The organism is Chryseobacterium sp. KLBC 52 (assembly GCF_003347605.1).
Classification (GTDB): Bacteria; Bacteroidota; Bacteroidia; order Flavobacteriales; family Weeksellaceae; genus Chryseobacterium.
Genome location: NZ_QDFZ01000005.1, coordinates 207339 through 221589 on the forward strand (window position 1 = coordinate 207339; position 14251 = coordinate 221589).

12 protein-coding genes are annotated in these 14251 nt (G+C 38.4%); 6 read left to right on the forward strand and 6 right to left on the reverse strand.

Translation table 11 applies throughout. The features are described from left to right. Positions 1-3 precede the first annotated feature (3 nt). From DDF69_RS07290 to DDF69_RS07300, 3 genes are read left to right on the forward strand one after another with little or no spacing between them, the layout of a single operon-like run. The gene (locus tag DDF69_RS07290) at positions 4-759 is read left to right on the forward strand and encodes a hypothetical protein (RefSeq protein WP_114820196.1); all 756 of its coding nucleotides are present in this window, start codon (positions 4-6) and stop codon (positions 757-759) included. A 53-nt stretch (positions 760-812) separates the two neighbouring features. Next, positions 813-3233, forward strand: a complete 2421-nt coding sequence (locus tag DDF69_RS07295) for a TonB-dependent receptor domain-containing protein (RefSeq protein WP_114820197.1) — start codon at positions 813-815, stop codon at positions 3231-3233. Positions 3234-3265: 32 nt separating this feature from the next. Next, entirely contained in the window at positions 3266-4075 is an 810-nt protein-coding gene (locus DDF69_RS07300; protein WP_114820198.1) for a phosphatase PAP2 family protein, read from the forward strand. A gap of 189 nt (positions 4076-4264) precedes the next feature. Here the strand turns inward: DDF69_RS07300 and DDF69_RS07305 are convergent, their stop codons facing one another. Both DDF69_RS07305 and DDF69_RS07310 read right to left on the reverse strand, forming a co-directional pair. Then, entirely contained in the window at positions 4265-5068 is an 804-nt protein-coding gene (locus tag DDF69_RS07305) for an SDR family oxidoreductase (RefSeq protein WP_114820199.1), read from the reverse strand. A gap of 21 nt (positions 5069-5089) precedes the next feature. Beyond that, the gene (locus DDF69_RS07310) at positions 5090-6748 is read right to left on the reverse strand and encodes an FAD-binding dehydrogenase (RefSeq protein WP_114820200.1); all 1659 of its coding nucleotides are present in this window, start codon (positions 6746-6748) and stop codon (positions 5090-5092) included. Between the two features lie 134 nt (positions 6749-6882). On the opposite strand from DDF69_RS07310, the gene DDF69_RS07315 reads away from it, so the two are divergent. Further along, positions 6883-7326, forward strand: coding sequence for a rhodanese-like domain-containing protein (locus tag DDF69_RS07315; protein ID WP_228411941.1), 444 nt, complete (start codon positions 6883-6885; stop codon positions 7324-7326). Position 7327: 1 nt separating this feature from the next. Then, the gene (locus DDF69_RS07320) at positions 7328-7831 is read left to right on the forward strand and encodes a TlpA family protein disulfide reductase (protein WP_228411942.1); all 504 of its coding nucleotides are present in this window, start codon (positions 7328-7330) and stop codon (positions 7829-7831) included. A gap of 294 nt (positions 7832-8125) precedes the next feature. Here DDF69_RS07320 and DDF69_RS07325 read toward each other — a convergent pair whose 3' ends face one another. The 4 genes from DDF69_RS07325 to DDF69_RS07340 all read right to left on the reverse strand — a co-directional run bounded on the left by DDF69_RS07325 (position 8126) and on the right by DDF69_RS07340 (position 13116). After that, positions 8126-8443, reverse strand: a complete 318-nt coding sequence (locus tag DDF69_RS07325) for a DMT family transporter (protein ID WP_114820203.1) — start codon at positions 8441-8443, stop codon at positions 8126-8128. A gap of 198 nt (positions 8444-8641) precedes the next feature. Beyond that, complete coding sequence (locus DDF69_RS07330) at positions 8642-9247, reverse strand: DNA-3-methyladenine glycosylase (RefSeq protein WP_114820204.1); 606 nt, start codon at positions 9245-9247, stop codon at positions 8642-8644. A gap of 289 nt (positions 9248-9536) precedes the next feature. Beyond that, positions 9537-11708, reverse strand: coding sequence for a S9 family peptidase (locus tag DDF69_RS07335; RefSeq protein ID WP_114820257.1), 2172 nt, complete (start codon positions 11706-11708; stop codon positions 9537-9539). 19 nt (positions 11709-11727) lie between these two features. Further along, positions 11728-13116 (reverse strand): aminopeptidase P family protein, encoded by a 1389-nt coding sequence (locus DDF69_RS07340; RefSeq protein WP_114820205.1) that lies wholly within the window; start codon positions 13114-13116, stop codon positions 11728-11730. A 187-nt stretch (positions 13117-13303) separates the two neighbouring features. Here DDF69_RS07340 and DDF69_RS07345 point away from each other — a divergent pair, with 187 nt between their 5' ends. Beyond that, entirely contained in the window at positions 13304-14188 is an 885-nt protein-coding gene (locus tag DDF69_RS07345; protein ID WP_228411943.1) for an AraC family transcriptional regulator, read from the forward strand. Positions 14189-14251: the final 63 nt, after the last annotated feature.

A 14251-nucleotide genomic window follows, 5' to 3' on the forward strand; every position in this document is an offset into this window, starting at 1 on the left:
AAAATGAAAACTGTAAACAAAGTTGCATCCGTAACCCTTCTTTTCTGGCTCATGAAAATTGTTGCTACCACATTAGGAGAGACTTTGGGTGATTTTATTTCTATGACGCTTAACCTGGGCTACATAGTAGGTATTCTGGTTACTCTGGTATTCTTTTTCATCATTTTATCTGTGCAGCTTGGTGTGAAAAAATATATACCAGCTGTCTATTGGATGGTGATTATAGGAACAACCACCTTAGGAACGGAAATCTCTGACTGCATCGACAGAACACTGAAAACCGGATATCTGGCTGGTAGTCTAATTTTACTTTCCGGCCTTTTACTTTCTTTGTTTTTATGGTATAAAAAGTACGGTAACCTCGAAGTGTATCCCATTTTTGAAAAGAATAAAGAACTGTATTACTGGACTGCGATTTTATTTTCCAACAGCCTGGGAACTGCTTTCGGAGATTTTCTGAGTGATAATTTAGGGCTCGGATATATGACCGGAGCTTTGATTACCGGACTGATTATTCTGATTGTGGTGGTGCTTCATTATGCCACCAAGATTAATCATGTGTTGCTGTTCTGGATTGCTTTTGTTTTCACCAGACCATTTGGGGCTACTTTCGGAGATCTTTTAACCAAGCCTTTAGCGAAAGGAGGACTGGATCTGGGAACTCTCAATGCTTCTTTGATTTCCCTTGCTCTGATGGTATTGATGATCATCATTTCACAAAGAAAACACAACCGGGAATTACCCCTTCAAAAAGAATAATTCAAGACCTGTTATAACGAAAACGATTTTTAAAGAAAATAAAAACCAGAAGAATGAATAAAACAGCCCTGTTATTTTTTCCGGCCTGTATAGTGGTTTCTTCCCTTGTTTCTGCACAGACAGCTTCTGTGACGGCTTCAGGAAGGATCACGGGTATAGACAAAACAGCATTGCCTTATGCTCATATTATTTTAAAAAAAGAAAAAGACAGCACTTTTACAGCCGGAACAATTACCAATGAAGAAGGAAGGTTTTCTCTTACCGGAATAAAACCAGATCATTATGTTCTGGAAACTTCCCTTACCGGATATAAAACACAGACACAGCCTGTTTTTATAGGAAGTCTTTCTGAGTTTCTGGAAATCCCCACAATTGAGCTAGTTCCTCAACAGGAAACAGAAAACAAAATAGAGGCGATTACCATCACCGCTTCCAAAAAGAATGAAATAGACAGCCATCTGGATAAGAAAACCTATTCTGTAGCCGATAATATCAGCCAAAGTGGTGGATCCGTATTGCAAAGTATGCAGAATCTTCCCGGAATTACGGTTCAGGATGGTAAAGTACAATTGAGAGGAAACGATAAGGTTACTGTACTGATTGATGGGAAACAGACTGCTCTCACTGGTTTTGGAAGCCAGACCGGATTGGATAATATCCCTGCTTCTGCCATTGATAAAATTGAGATCATCAACAATCCTTCCTCAAAATATGATGCGAATGGAAATGCTGGTATCATCAATATCATCATGAAAAAAAATAAGCAAAACGGATGGAACGGAAAAGCAGGATTCACCACAGGTTTAGGCTCACTTTGGGTGAGAAGGGAAAATCTTCCCACGATAAGACCGCAGTATACACTCACTCCAAAGATTAATCCCTCATTGTCTGTTAATTACAGAAAAAACAAAGTCAATATATTCTTACAGGCAGATAATCTTTATACAGAAACCCTTAACAAGAATGAATTTGTAACCCGTACTTATGATGACGGAACAATTATTAATTCCCAGCTGAAAAGAAACAGAAATACCAATTTCTTTACCACCAAAGCCGGAATCGACTGGAATATTGATCCTCAGAATACCCTAACCATTTCAGGAATGTATGGAAGTGAAAAAATTATTGACCGGGGAGATCAGCCGTTTTTCAATGGAGATCTGTCTCAGCGTTTGCGTTTATGGCAGTTTCTGGAGGATGAACTGAAAACAACCGTGATGGGAACAGCTTCTTATCAGCATAAATTCAAAGAAGCCGGACATGTGCTGAATGTGGGATTCAACTATACGTTCCATAGAGAGGATGAAAAATACTTCTATGATAATTATCTGCCAGCTTCTACCGGAACGGATGCTTTTAAGCTATTATCGGATGAACAGGTATACGATTTCAATGTAGATTATGTGAAACCCTTGAAATATGGACGTATTGAAACGGGAATTAAGCTGAGAAACAGAAGCATTCCCACCAATATGAATTTTATTCCGGGCACTAACTCTGTGTTGGATGTTTCTGCCGGTGGAAAAGCAGATTATAAAGAATTTATTCCAGCCGTGTATGGAAATTATATTTTTGAAAATGAAAAATGGGAAGCAGAATTGGGACTCAGACTTGAATATGTGAAAATTCAGTATGATGTAAATCCTAACCATCCTACGTATAAAAGTGACGGATACAATTACACCCAGCCATTCCCGAATTTCAGGCTGGCGTATAAGCTTGATGACCGTAATAAGTTCTCTGTTTTCTACAACAGAAGAGTAGACCGTCCCAATGAAGTGGATATCAGGATTTTTCCAAAATATGATGATGCGGAGATCATTAAAGTGGGAAATCCGGCATTACGTCCTCAGTTTACGAACTCTATTGAACTTGGATATAAGCACAATTGGAATAGCGGATATTTATATTCTGCATTATACCATCGTTTTGCCAATGGAACGATCACCCGAATTTCCAGTATTGTTCCGGGCAGCACCCTTATTTATGCCATCTTCCAAAATGCAGGAAAGAGCTATAATACAGGGTTTGAAACAATTTGGAACCAAAAAGTATCGGATATTTATTCCCTGAATGTCAACGGAAATATCTACCGTAATCAGATTGATGCATTTACTGTACAGAATCTGTATCCTCAACCTAATACATTCTCTGCAGATCAGCAAACCGCTATCTCAGGAAATTTTAAGATGAACAATGTTTTTCATTTCTCCAAAGGGTTGGATATGCAGTTTACCTTGGTGTATCTGGCCCCGGATATTATTCCTCAGGGAAGAATACAATCAAGATTCTCAATGGATGCAGGCGTAAAAAAAGCGATTCAGAAAGGGAAGGGGGAACTTTTTTTCAATGCTTCGGATCTGCTCAATACAATGGTGATCAAAAAGTCTGTACAAGGTAATGGATTTGCTTATACCAGCAATGATTACTACGAAACCCAGGTGATTCGTTTGGGATACAGCTATAAATTTTAATACAGAATCGGATAATTTTAATGTGATTTAAAATGAAAAAACAGTTTCAAAAAGCGCTGGTGTATGCAATGATTTTAAGCTCAGTGGTAAGCCGGATCAATGCTCAGAATACCAATGACACGATACGTGTGCAAGAACCTGTACAGGATAGCATGAGCACGAAGGAAGTTCAGAAAAACACCCTGAATTATAAAAGTCTGATCATTCCTGCTGCATTTATTACCTATGGAGTAGCAGGTCTTTCCATCAAGAATCTGAAGCAGCTTAATCTATCCACTAAGGTTGAAATCAACGAACATCAGCCTAAACAGATACAACTGGATAATTATACCCAGTATGCTCCGGCAGTAATGGTTTATGGGCTTAATGCAATGGGGATAAAAGGAAAACATAATCTGAGAGACCGCACCATTATTTACGCTTCGTCACAACTGATTGCGGCTGCCTTTACCATGCCTTTAAAATATCTGGTCAAAGAAGAAAGACCGGACGGTTCCAATACGTTGTCTTTTCCTTCTGGGCATTCTGCCACCGCATTTTCTTCCGCACAATTTATGTTCCGGGAATATAAAGACACCAATTTCTGGCTCAGTATCTCCGGATATCCGTTCGCTGTTTTCACCGGAGTATACAGAATGCTGAATGATAAGCATTGGCTGGGAGATGTCATAGCAGGAGCCGGATTCGGAATTCTTTCTACAGAACTGGCCTATTGGCTGTTTCCAAAAATTGATAATTTATTACGGGGAAAAAATAAAGTGAAAACATCGCTTTCATCCACCATGGTCATGCCTTTCTATCAGAATAAAATTGTGGGAATTGGCCTGGTAAAAACCTTCTGATATAAAAGAGGTTGTTTCAAAAGTGTCATTCTGAACACAGACTGAAAGTTTGCGAACGTAGTTCATCAATGTAGTGAAGAATCTCATATAGTTGTTCATCAATAAGATTCTTCCTTCGTCAGAAATCGAAGATTCGACGTAGTCAATGACAAAAGCCAATTGTTTGACTTTTGAAACAACCTCTTTTCATTATACGACTTTTGCTTTACGGATTATTTTGGCTAATACATTGGGAAAGAATCTCTTCAGATAAACTGCCATAACTTCTTTACCGCCTATCGCTTTTTGTCTTTTCTGTTTTTCAATGGCAGAAAGCATCTTTTTGGCAAAAATATCAACAGGCATTCCATTCTTTGTGGCATCATCCATGGTACCCTGTAACGAACCATCTCCGGTGACTGCATTAATAGAAATATCAGTCTGTATAAAACCCGGACAAATGATCGTAATCTTAATATTCTGGGTGAATAATTCTGCCCTCAAGGCATCAAAAAAGCCATGTAATGCATGTTTTGCACCGGCATATCCGCTTCGCATAGGAGCACCGAAAATTCCCATTAAACTGGACACAACCGCGATCTGTCCTCCTTTATTTTCAATCATATAAGGTACAACTGCTTTAGTAAGTGCTACTGTTCCGATATAATCAATATCGATAAGCTGTTTATCAACTTCAATATCGGTTTCCATGGCTAATGACCGTTGTGATAATCCGGCATTATTAATCAGAATATCAATCTTTCCGAATTGTTCCGATGCATTTGCTGCAATGGAGGGCATTTCTTTATAATTTTTAAGATCTAAAGGAATCACCGCATATCGCTCTTTACTCAAACCAGCTTTCTCAGCAACGGAATGAAGCTGTCCTTCTTTTCTTGAGGAAAGGATAATTTTGGCGTTACTGTTTGTGGTAAGTTCTTTTACCAAAGCTTCGCCAATGCCTGAGGATGCTCCTGTAATCCAGATGACTTTATGATCGAAATAGCTACTCATAATTAATACTTTTATTCAATTTTAAAGTTCGGCAATATATTGTCCGGCTTTCATTCCTGAGAAGATACAACCTCCCAAAAATGTTCCTTCCAGAGCTCTGTAGCCATGCATTCCGCCACCGCCAAAGCCCGCCGCTTCTCCTGCAGCATAGAGTCCTTCAATAATACTGTCATCCTCTCTCAGCACCTGACCATTCAGATTGGTTTTTATTCCACCCAATGTTTTTCGGGTTAAAATATTAAGACGTACAGCAATCAAAGGCCCGTTTTCAGGATCTAAGATCTTATGCGGAGCAGCAACACGTCCCAATTTATCCCCTAAATAATTTCTGGTATTCCGGATGTAATTAACCTGAGTGTCTTTTGAAAACTTATTGTCCAATTCACGGTCTCTGGCTTCAATCTGAGATTTTATGTTTTCATATTTCAACAGGGTATTTCCTGCCAGTTCATTCATTCTTTTAACCAGATCTTCCAGGTTATCTGATACAATAAAGTCTTTTCCGTGCTCTTTAAAAGCCTCTACAGGTCCGGGTGCTTTTTTACCAAAAATCCTTTTCAGAAAAAGCCCATAATCTTTATTCGTAATATCCGGATTCTGTTCCGAGCCTGAAAGGGCAAATTCCTTTTTGATAATTTTCTGGGTAAGAATAAACCATGAATAGGAAAACCCTGTTTTCTGGATATACTGTAAAGTCCCCAAGGTATCAAATCCCGGAAGAAAAGGAGCGGGGAGACGTTCACCTTTAGCATCAAACCATAGCGATGAAGGCCCGGGCAATATGCGGATTCCGTGGTTGGGCCAGATAGGATTCCAGTTTTGTAAGCCTTCGGTGTAGTGCCACATTCTGTCCGGATTGATGATATGAGCGCCTGTATTTTCTGCAATGCCTATCATTTTTCCGTCCACATAAGCTGGAACACCACAAACCATATTTTCAGGCGCTTTGCCAAGTCTTTCCGGCCAGTTCTTTCTTACCAATTCATGATTCGCGCCAATTCCTCCGGAAGCGATGATAATATTCGGAGCTGTATATTCAAAAGACGAGATTATGTTTCTGTTGGTTGCAGCACCTCTTTCCTGAGTATCATTTTCCAGAACATCACCTTTAAGACCTTTTATTTTACCGTTTTCTGTAATAATTTCAGTTACCCGATGTCTGAATTTCATCTGAAGCAGTCCTTTTTCCTGAGCTTTATAAGCTTTTTCAACAAAAGGTTGTATCACGCCAGTTCCTGTTCCCCAGCTCACATGAAAGCGGGGTACGGAATTTCCGTGACCTATTGCGGAACCATCACCACGTTCTGCCCAGCCTACCATAAACATCAGCTTGATTCCCAGTTTGGAAATGTATTTGTATTTTTCACCTGCAGCAAATTTCAGGTAAGCTTCTGCCCATTGGCGGGGCCAATAATCTTCCGGACGGTCAAAACCAGCAGTTCCTTTCCAGTCCTGTAAAGCCAGCTCATAAGAATCTTTGATGCCCATTCTTCTTTGCTGGGGTGAATTGATCAGAAATAATCCTCCGAATGACCAGAATGCCTGTCCACCCATATTCTGTTCTGTTTCCTGATCCAAAAGCAGTACTTTTTTTCCGGCATTGGTAATTTCCATAGCAGCAGTAAGCCCTGCCAATCCGGTTCCGATGATGATGGCATCTGGCTGGAATTTTTCTTCCATTGGTAAGTGTTTATATTCAATAATATATCACATAAATGTATAAAATTATTCATTACACGGTTTAAATTTAAAAATTTTAATAAGCTTTATTTGACTAATCCAACCCTGAACTCCGAACTTTTCAACTTATCTTTGTGAAAAATAGAAGAATGAAATATGTGTTTATCATTGCATGCTTTGTCTGTTCCATTTTCAGTCAGGCACAGCAAAAACAAGATCCATGGAAAGACAGCCAGCTGATGGATCCGGCGTTACTGGCTACCAGAATTGAAAAAAATAAAACAAAAGATCTGGTGATTATTTCAGTAGGGCCTGAAGCTATTATCAAAGGTTCTGTAGATATTGGACCGACGCATGAACCTGAGAATCTGGAAAAGCTGAGAAATTATCTTAAAAATATTCCGAAGAACAGAGAAATTGTGATCTACTGCGGATGCTGTCCTTTTGTAAAGTGCCCCAATATTCGTCCTGCATTTGCTTTGCTGATGGAAATGGGCTTCAAAAATGCAAAGCTTTTAAATCTTCCGAAAAATATCAAAACAGACTGGCTTGATAAAGATTACCCTACCAATGATTAATATGAAGAACGGCTTTAAACTGCTATTTTTTATCCTGTTTTCAGGATATATTACCGCTCAAAACAAAATAGAAGTAGGGAAGAAAGCTCCTGAAATTACAATGGCCAGGGCAGATGGAACTTCATTTTCTCTTTCTTCATTGAAAGGGAAGCTGGTTCTGATTGATTTCTGGGCAACCTGGTGCACTCCATGTGTAGAAGAACAGCCACAACTGAAAACGATGTATGATACTTATTCTGAACAGATAAAGAATAATCAGTTTGAAATAGTGGGTGTTTCTTTAGACAAGAATAAGGAAAGCTGGCAGAAAGCGATTGACAGATTTCAGATCAACTGGATACAGATCAGTGATTTAAAATTCTGGAAAAGCCCTCTAGCAAAGCTTTATGAAGTAGATGAACTGCCTTTTAATGTTATTATAGACGGGCAGGGAACCATTGTAGCTAAAAACCTTCATGGCAAAGAACTGGAAGATTTCATTAAGAAAAATCTGACACTGAATTAAGACGACGGATCGTTTTCAGAAGATAATATAAAAGAGTGGTAAGTTATTGTACCACTCTTTTTAGTTGAAAAAGATAGAAGCATTTGTGTCTTAGAATCTTGTTATAACCATGTAAAAATATCTCATAGAGACAGGTTACTGATTATGAGGGCATTTATTATTATGTCTTATCCAAGTGTAAATATACTAAATTGTATTTATTAAATCACTAAATAATGAAATATTAAAAAGATTTAATATTCCATTAGCAAAAATTACTCAATAAAGTTACACGACAGAAAATAATGCTGATCATTAGAATAGTTTAAGACCAACGATTCCCACTACAATCAACAAAGCAGAGAGCAATCTTAAAATACTGGCTGAATCCTGGAAAAAGAGAATCCCCACCAATAAAGTTCCCACTGCACCAATTCCTGTCCAAACAGCGTATGCCGTTCCTATAGGGATGCTTTTTTGAGCAAACCAGAGAAATCCGCCGCTAACAGTCATGCACAGAATTGAAAAAATGATCCAGCTCCACTTATTATTTTCCGGCTGTTGAGAAAGTTTAAGCCCCAAAGACCATCCGATTTCAAAAATTCCTGCGATAATTAATGCAATCCAGTTCATACTATATGTTTTAATGATATTGAAAATGAAATCTATTCAACAGAATTCATTTGTTTTTACTTTACAAAGTTACCGTTATCAATTCGTTGTCAATGATATAAACTAAGTGATCCGGCAAAAAAAAGAGATGGACTGTATTTTAGAGAAGATGAAACGTTCTACACTTTCAATAGAATAGGATACTATTGAAATTTATATTTATAGCGCATTGGGTTTGCTCACATATTTATTTCCTTTCACAAAAAAACGCCAGGGAAGAAGCGCATCTTCCTGTGCATAAGCAACACCTATACGGGGACCTGCAGCGATTTCATCCGGAGTATATGAAATACCATGATCTTCAATCCAGATTTCATGTCCGGAAAGATCTTTTCGGTTCAATGAACGGTCGATGCCCAGGGCTTTGGCCGCTGATCCTGGCCCTGCAGAAATGGCTGGTTTTGAAGCAGGCATATTCCTCCTCAATTCCATAATTTCTTTACCGATCAAAGGTTCAACAGCCCTTACCAGAACGGCATGAGGCTCGTCTTCTACTGAAGTTACTACGTTGAAAAGGTGATGGATTCCGTAGCAAAGATACACATAAGAAATTCCGCCATGACTGTACAACGTTTCGGTTCGGTCTGTCCGTCTGCCTCCATAGGCATGGGATGCTTTATCCTTAACACCAAAATAAGCTTCTGTTTCTACAATGATACCCGCTGTTTTCTCACCATTAATTTCTGTATAAAGTATTTTTCCCAAAAGGTCCTGAGCCAGAAAAAGAACATCCTGATTGGAATAATAGGAGAGAGGCAGTTTCATAAATGATGAGAAATTATTTACTCAAATTTAGTAATAATCTTAAGGAAATGAAGCTACCTTGAGCAAACAAAAGATACCACAAAAAGTCACATCTCATAAAATAGTGAGTAATTTGGCATATCCATTGTTGTTTTTTATGTAACATCATTCCACACCACTATAAAAAATTATAGGTTTTGACACTTATTTTTCCCTGGAGCAATCCGGGGAATTTTTGTGTAATGCTGAACACGGTTCTTAATCATTTAAAAAATAAAAAAGTCCCACATCATTGTGAGACTTTCATTATTTATTTTGCTCCCGGAGGGCAGTGTTCTTTTAAATACCTGGTAAACATAGTTGTAAGATGCAGGGATGTTCCTTCACCTTCATTAATAGCGTGGCTACGGTTAGGATAAGACATCAGCTGAAACTGTTTGTTGTATTTTACCAGTTCGTTAATGTAAACTTCCGTATTTTGGTAATGTACATTGTCATCACCTGTTCCATGAACCAACAGAAGATTACCTTTCAGGTTTTTAGCATAAGCCAGCGGGGAACCTTTCACAAAATCTTCTCTGTTTTCCTGCGGAAGTCCCATATAACGTTCCTGATAGATATTGTCATAGAATAACTGATTGGCAACCGGTGCAATGGCAATTCCGGTCTGATAAATGTCAGGATACTGTCCCAAAAGGTTCAGGGTAGAAGAACCTCCACCGCTCCAGCCCCATACGGCAACTCTTGAAGTATCGATATAAGGCCATTTTGCAAATAAAGCTTTCGCACCCATCGCCTGATCACGGATATTCATCTGCCCTATTTTACGATAGACAGACTTTCTCCACTCGCTTCCTCTGGGAGAAGGTGTTCCCCGGTTTTCAAGAGAAACATATAAATAACCGTCTTCAGCCATATCTCCGGCATATAACCAATTCCAGCCGGTATAAAAATCATCAGTTACGGTTTGCAGCGCAGGTTCTCCATATACGTAGAAAACGACCGGGTATTTTTTATTAGGATCAAAATTTTTAGGCTTTACTACCCAGCCATCTAATGTAATACCATCCTGTGTGGTAATCTGGAAAAATTCAGCTTTAGATTTTGCGGGATCTGCTTTTACGGACCTGTTGGCTGCAACCAGTTCTTTATGTTCCGGAAGCGATACCACAGAGCCTGTTGAGAGTGAATTGACACTGGTATTCGTAAACATGGCAATTTTTCCGTTAGGCGATATGGTATAAGTATTAGAACCCGTATAGGATTCAGGGGTTACTTTTTGGGCTTTTCCTCCCTTCATACTTACCTTGTACAGGTATTTCTGAGTGGCATTATTTGGGGAAGCTAAAAAGTAAATCTGCTTGTTCTTAACATCAAAGAATTCCGGTTTAATTACATCGAAAGCGTCTTTCGTAATCAATGTTTCTTTACCATTCATATCTATTTTATAAATATGTCTCCATCCGTCTTTTTCAGAAAGCCATAAAAATTCTTTTCCATTATCAATCCAGTCCCAGCCTTTTGGATCGTTGTCATTCCATCGGGTTTTTATGTCAATCCATGCCGCATCGGTTTCTGTATGAATCGCCTTACTGCTTCCGGAATTGGCATCTGCTACGATAATTTTACTTTGATTCTGCTTTCTGTTCAGTTGCTGAAGAATAACGGATTTAGAATCCAGCACCCATTCCATTCTTGGGATATAGTTTTGCATTTCATCTCCTGCAATATCAGCTTTCTTTGAAGATTTGGAGGCCAGATCATAAAACCAGATACTGCATCCGGAAGGATTTTCTCCCACCTTTGGATATTCTACCGGAACGGTAAAAGAATACAGACTATCCGTATTATTGATCATCAGAAAGTTTTTCGTACCACGGGCATCCAGCTTCCAGTAAGCAATTTTATTACCATCGGGAGACCATCTGAAACCATCCTGAGTTCCGAATTCCTCTTCATATACCCAGTCGAAAGTTCCGTTGATCATTCCGTCTGTACCATCTGTAGTGATTTTAGTCTGCTGATTGCTGGCAAGATCTTCAACATAAATATTATGCTTAGATACATAAGCGACTTTTTTGCCATCCGGAGAATACTTTGCAAACATCAGTGAGGAAGCAGGTAACCCTTTTCCCAGTTGGGTAAGCTTTTTGGTATTTTTGTCGTAAATCCAGTAATCTCCACGGGTATTATCTCTCCATACTTTTTTTGTATTGGCAAAAAGCAATAAACTTTTATCATCAGGAGATACCTGAAAACTTTGTACTTGTAAGGCTTCAGAACTTCCGGCAGGAACCAGCTCGCTGCTGCTTAAAAGGAGCTGATCTTTTCCGGGATGCAATAGATCAACAATTTCCACTCCTTTTTTAGTAAATGAATAATAAGCGTTGCCATCCGGAGTCCATTGTGTCTTCTGTGCCGCGAATGGTGACATGCACAGGAAATACAATGCAATAGCTGTTAGTTTTTTTATATTCTTCATAGTTCTATTTGAATTAAGCTCAATGTTCAGCTCTGTAATTTTCAATTTCTTCAACGGTTTTGATCAATCCGTTACCCAGAAGTCTGTACCCATTGTCTGTGATCAGGAAATCATCTTCCACACGGATTCCTCCGAAATTCCGGTATTCATTTACTTTATCATAATTAATAAAGTCTGCGTTTTTATTTTCAGCCTGCCAAATGTCAATCAGTTCCGGAATCATATAAATACCAGGCTCAACTGTTACTACAAAACCAGACTCTAAAGCTTTCCCTAAACGTAAAGATTTCAATCCGAATGTTTTGGTGTCTTTTGGTTCGTCTTCAGTATAGCCAATATACCGTTCTCCAAGGTCTTCCATATCGTGTACATCCAATCCCATCATATGCCCGAGTCCACATTGAAAAAATAGGGTATGAGCATGATTCTTTACCGCATCTTCAGGGTTACCTTTCATCAATCCAAGATCGATAAGTCCTTCTACCAGATGCTGTGCTGCTTTGAGGTGAATATCTTTAAATCGGATTCCCGGTTTTAAAAGGTTTTGAGCTTGATTAAAAGCATTCAGAACCACTTCGTACATTTCCTTTTGCTTCGTGGTAAAAGTCTTCCCTACAGGAAAGGTTCTGGTAAGATCACCCGCATATCCCATTGCGGTTTCTGCTCCGGAATCATTCAGGAAAAGATCGCCTTCTTTCATGGTATTAAGACGATAATGATTATGCAGAATTCCTCCGTTGATCGTCACAATAGGAGGATAAGACATCTGACATTCTTTATTGGCTGCAAGATACTGGATCGCGTTGGCAATTTCATATTCTTTCATTCCCGGCTTCGCTGCGCGCATGGCAAGTAAATGCATTTCATTGGACACATTCACAGCCTGTTCAATCTGTACAATTTCCTGAGGTTCTTTGATCGAACGCTGTTTTACAATAGCTTTAATCATTTCCACAGAGGGCTGCAGTTCTGCAATTTTAATCCCAAGAAGATCTCCCAGTACAATTTTATTGGAAGACTGATAAGGTGGGAGATAATGGACTTTTCTTCCTGAAGCTTTTGCTTTTATAATATATTGAGAAAGCTCAGCATACGGTAAAGTTTCCTGCACTCCGGACTTCAGGCTTTTTTCTTTCAAGGTTTCCTGTCTGCCCATCCATACAATATCATCGATACTTAGTTCATCTCCGAAAACAATAGTCTTATTCTCATCAATATCAATAATCGCTGCAATGCGGGGTTCCTGAATTCCGAAATAGTATAAATAGGTACTGTCCTGGCGGAAATAATAAGGATTGTGTTCAAAGTTTACAGGATTCTCTATATTTCCCAGAAATAATAAGATTCCGTTAGACACACTTCTTTGTAATACTGACCTTCTGTCTTGATAAATTTGTGCTGAAAACATATATTATGAATACTTTTTATTTTAAAAGTTTAAAGTTACGATTTTGTACTATTTATAGTACTTTATTCATTAAAAATAAGAATATGTAAAATTTGGATTTTAATCTGATAGTCAATGTTCATATTTTGCTTAACTTCAGCAATATTTTAACCATGCTAATCTAATAACCCGGTAAAACATTCATATTATGATGAAGAGTCTCCAGTTTTCTGTTCCGGCCGATACCAACAAAAGTATCCGCATTCAGGAAGATATTATGCCTAATTTCTATCCTTATTTCCATCGTCATACAGAAACACAGATCATGTGGATTCTTAGAGGGCATGGAACACTGGCTATAGAACAGAATCTCTTTAATTTCGAGGCTGGTGATATTTTCTATCTCGGAGCCAATCAATCCCATGTTTTCAGGGGCAGTTTTGATAAAAATGAAAAGCAGAAGGTTCATGCCATCTCTATCTTCTTTGATCCTCATAAAAAGATCGCTGCATTTTTCGGCTTACCGGAATTTGAGGAATTAAAAAATTTCATCAATCATTCAGAAGTAGGGTTCAAGGTGGCTTCCAAACTAAAAAAAAGTATCGCAGAAGATATTGCTGCACTGCAAAAAACAAAAGGAGTAGATCAGATTATAGATTTTATAAGGATTTTAAACCATCTTATGCAAAACAGGCATTTGCATATTCCGTTATCTTCAGAAAAGAATCTGCCTGATCCTATTTCTGATACTGACCAAAGAATTATAGATGCACAGAATTTTATCAAGAAAAATTTTACCCAACATAAACTAACCCTTAATCTCATCGCCAAAGAAGCCTGTATGACGCCTCAGGCTTTTTGCAGGTCTTTTAAAAAACGTACCCGCATTACTTATACTGAATATCTCAATGAGCTCCGTGTACAGCGTGCCTGCAGACTTTTAACAGCCAGTAACATGTATAGCATTTCTTCTGTAGCTTTTAATAGCGGATTCAATAGTCTTACTAATTTTAACCGGGTTTTCAAGTCTATCATGAAATATTCACCTAAAGAATATCTGAAACACTATAAAGAGGCTACCACAGAGCAATAAAAAACAACATGTTAAAATACGGTTAGAACCTATTAAAATATTAACATTTACCGTTTTAAAATT

Coding starts and splice junctions, on each gene's coding strand:
- DDF69_RS07290 (WP_114820196.1), top strand. CDS start 4: ATGAAAACTGTAAACAAAGTTGCATCCGTAACCCTTCTTTTCTGGCTC.
- DDF69_RS07295 (WP_114820197.1), top strand. CDS start 813: ATGAATAAAACAGCCCTGTTATTTTTTCCGGCCTGTATAGTGGTTTCT.
- DDF69_RS07300 (WP_114820198.1), top strand. CDS start 3,266: ATGAAAAAACAGTTTCAAAAAGCGCTGGTGTATGCAATGATTTTAAGC.
- DDF69_RS07305 (WP_114820199.1), bottom strand. CDS start 5,068: ATGAGTAGCTATTTCGATCATAAAGTCATCTGGATTACAGGAGCATCC.
- DDF69_RS07310 (WP_114820200.1), bottom strand. CDS start 6,748: ATGGAAGAAAAATTCCAGCCAGATGCCATCATCATCGGAACCGGATTG.
- DDF69_RS07320 (WP_228411942.1), top strand. CDS start 7,328: ATGAAGAACGGCTTTAAACTGCTATTTTTTATCCTGTTTTCAGGATAT.
- DDF69_RS07325 (WP_114820203.1), bottom strand. CDS start 8,443: ATGAACTGGATTGCATTAATTATCGCAGGAATTTTTGAAATCGGATGG.
- DDF69_RS07330 (WP_114820204.1), bottom strand. CDS start 9,247: ATGAAACTGCCTCTCTCCTATTATTCCAATCAGGATGTTCTTTTTCTG.
- DDF69_RS07335 (WP_114820257.1), bottom strand. CDS start 11,708: ATGAAGAATATAAAAAAACTAACAGCTATTGCATTGTATTTCCTGTGC.
- DDF69_RS07340 (WP_114820205.1), bottom strand. CDS start 13,116: ATGTTTTCAGCACAAATTTATCAAGACAGAAGGTCAGTATTACAAAGA.
- DDF69_RS07345 (WP_228411943.1), top strand. CDS start 13,304: ATGATGAAGAGTCTCCAGTTTTCTGTTCCGGCCGATACCAACAAAAGT.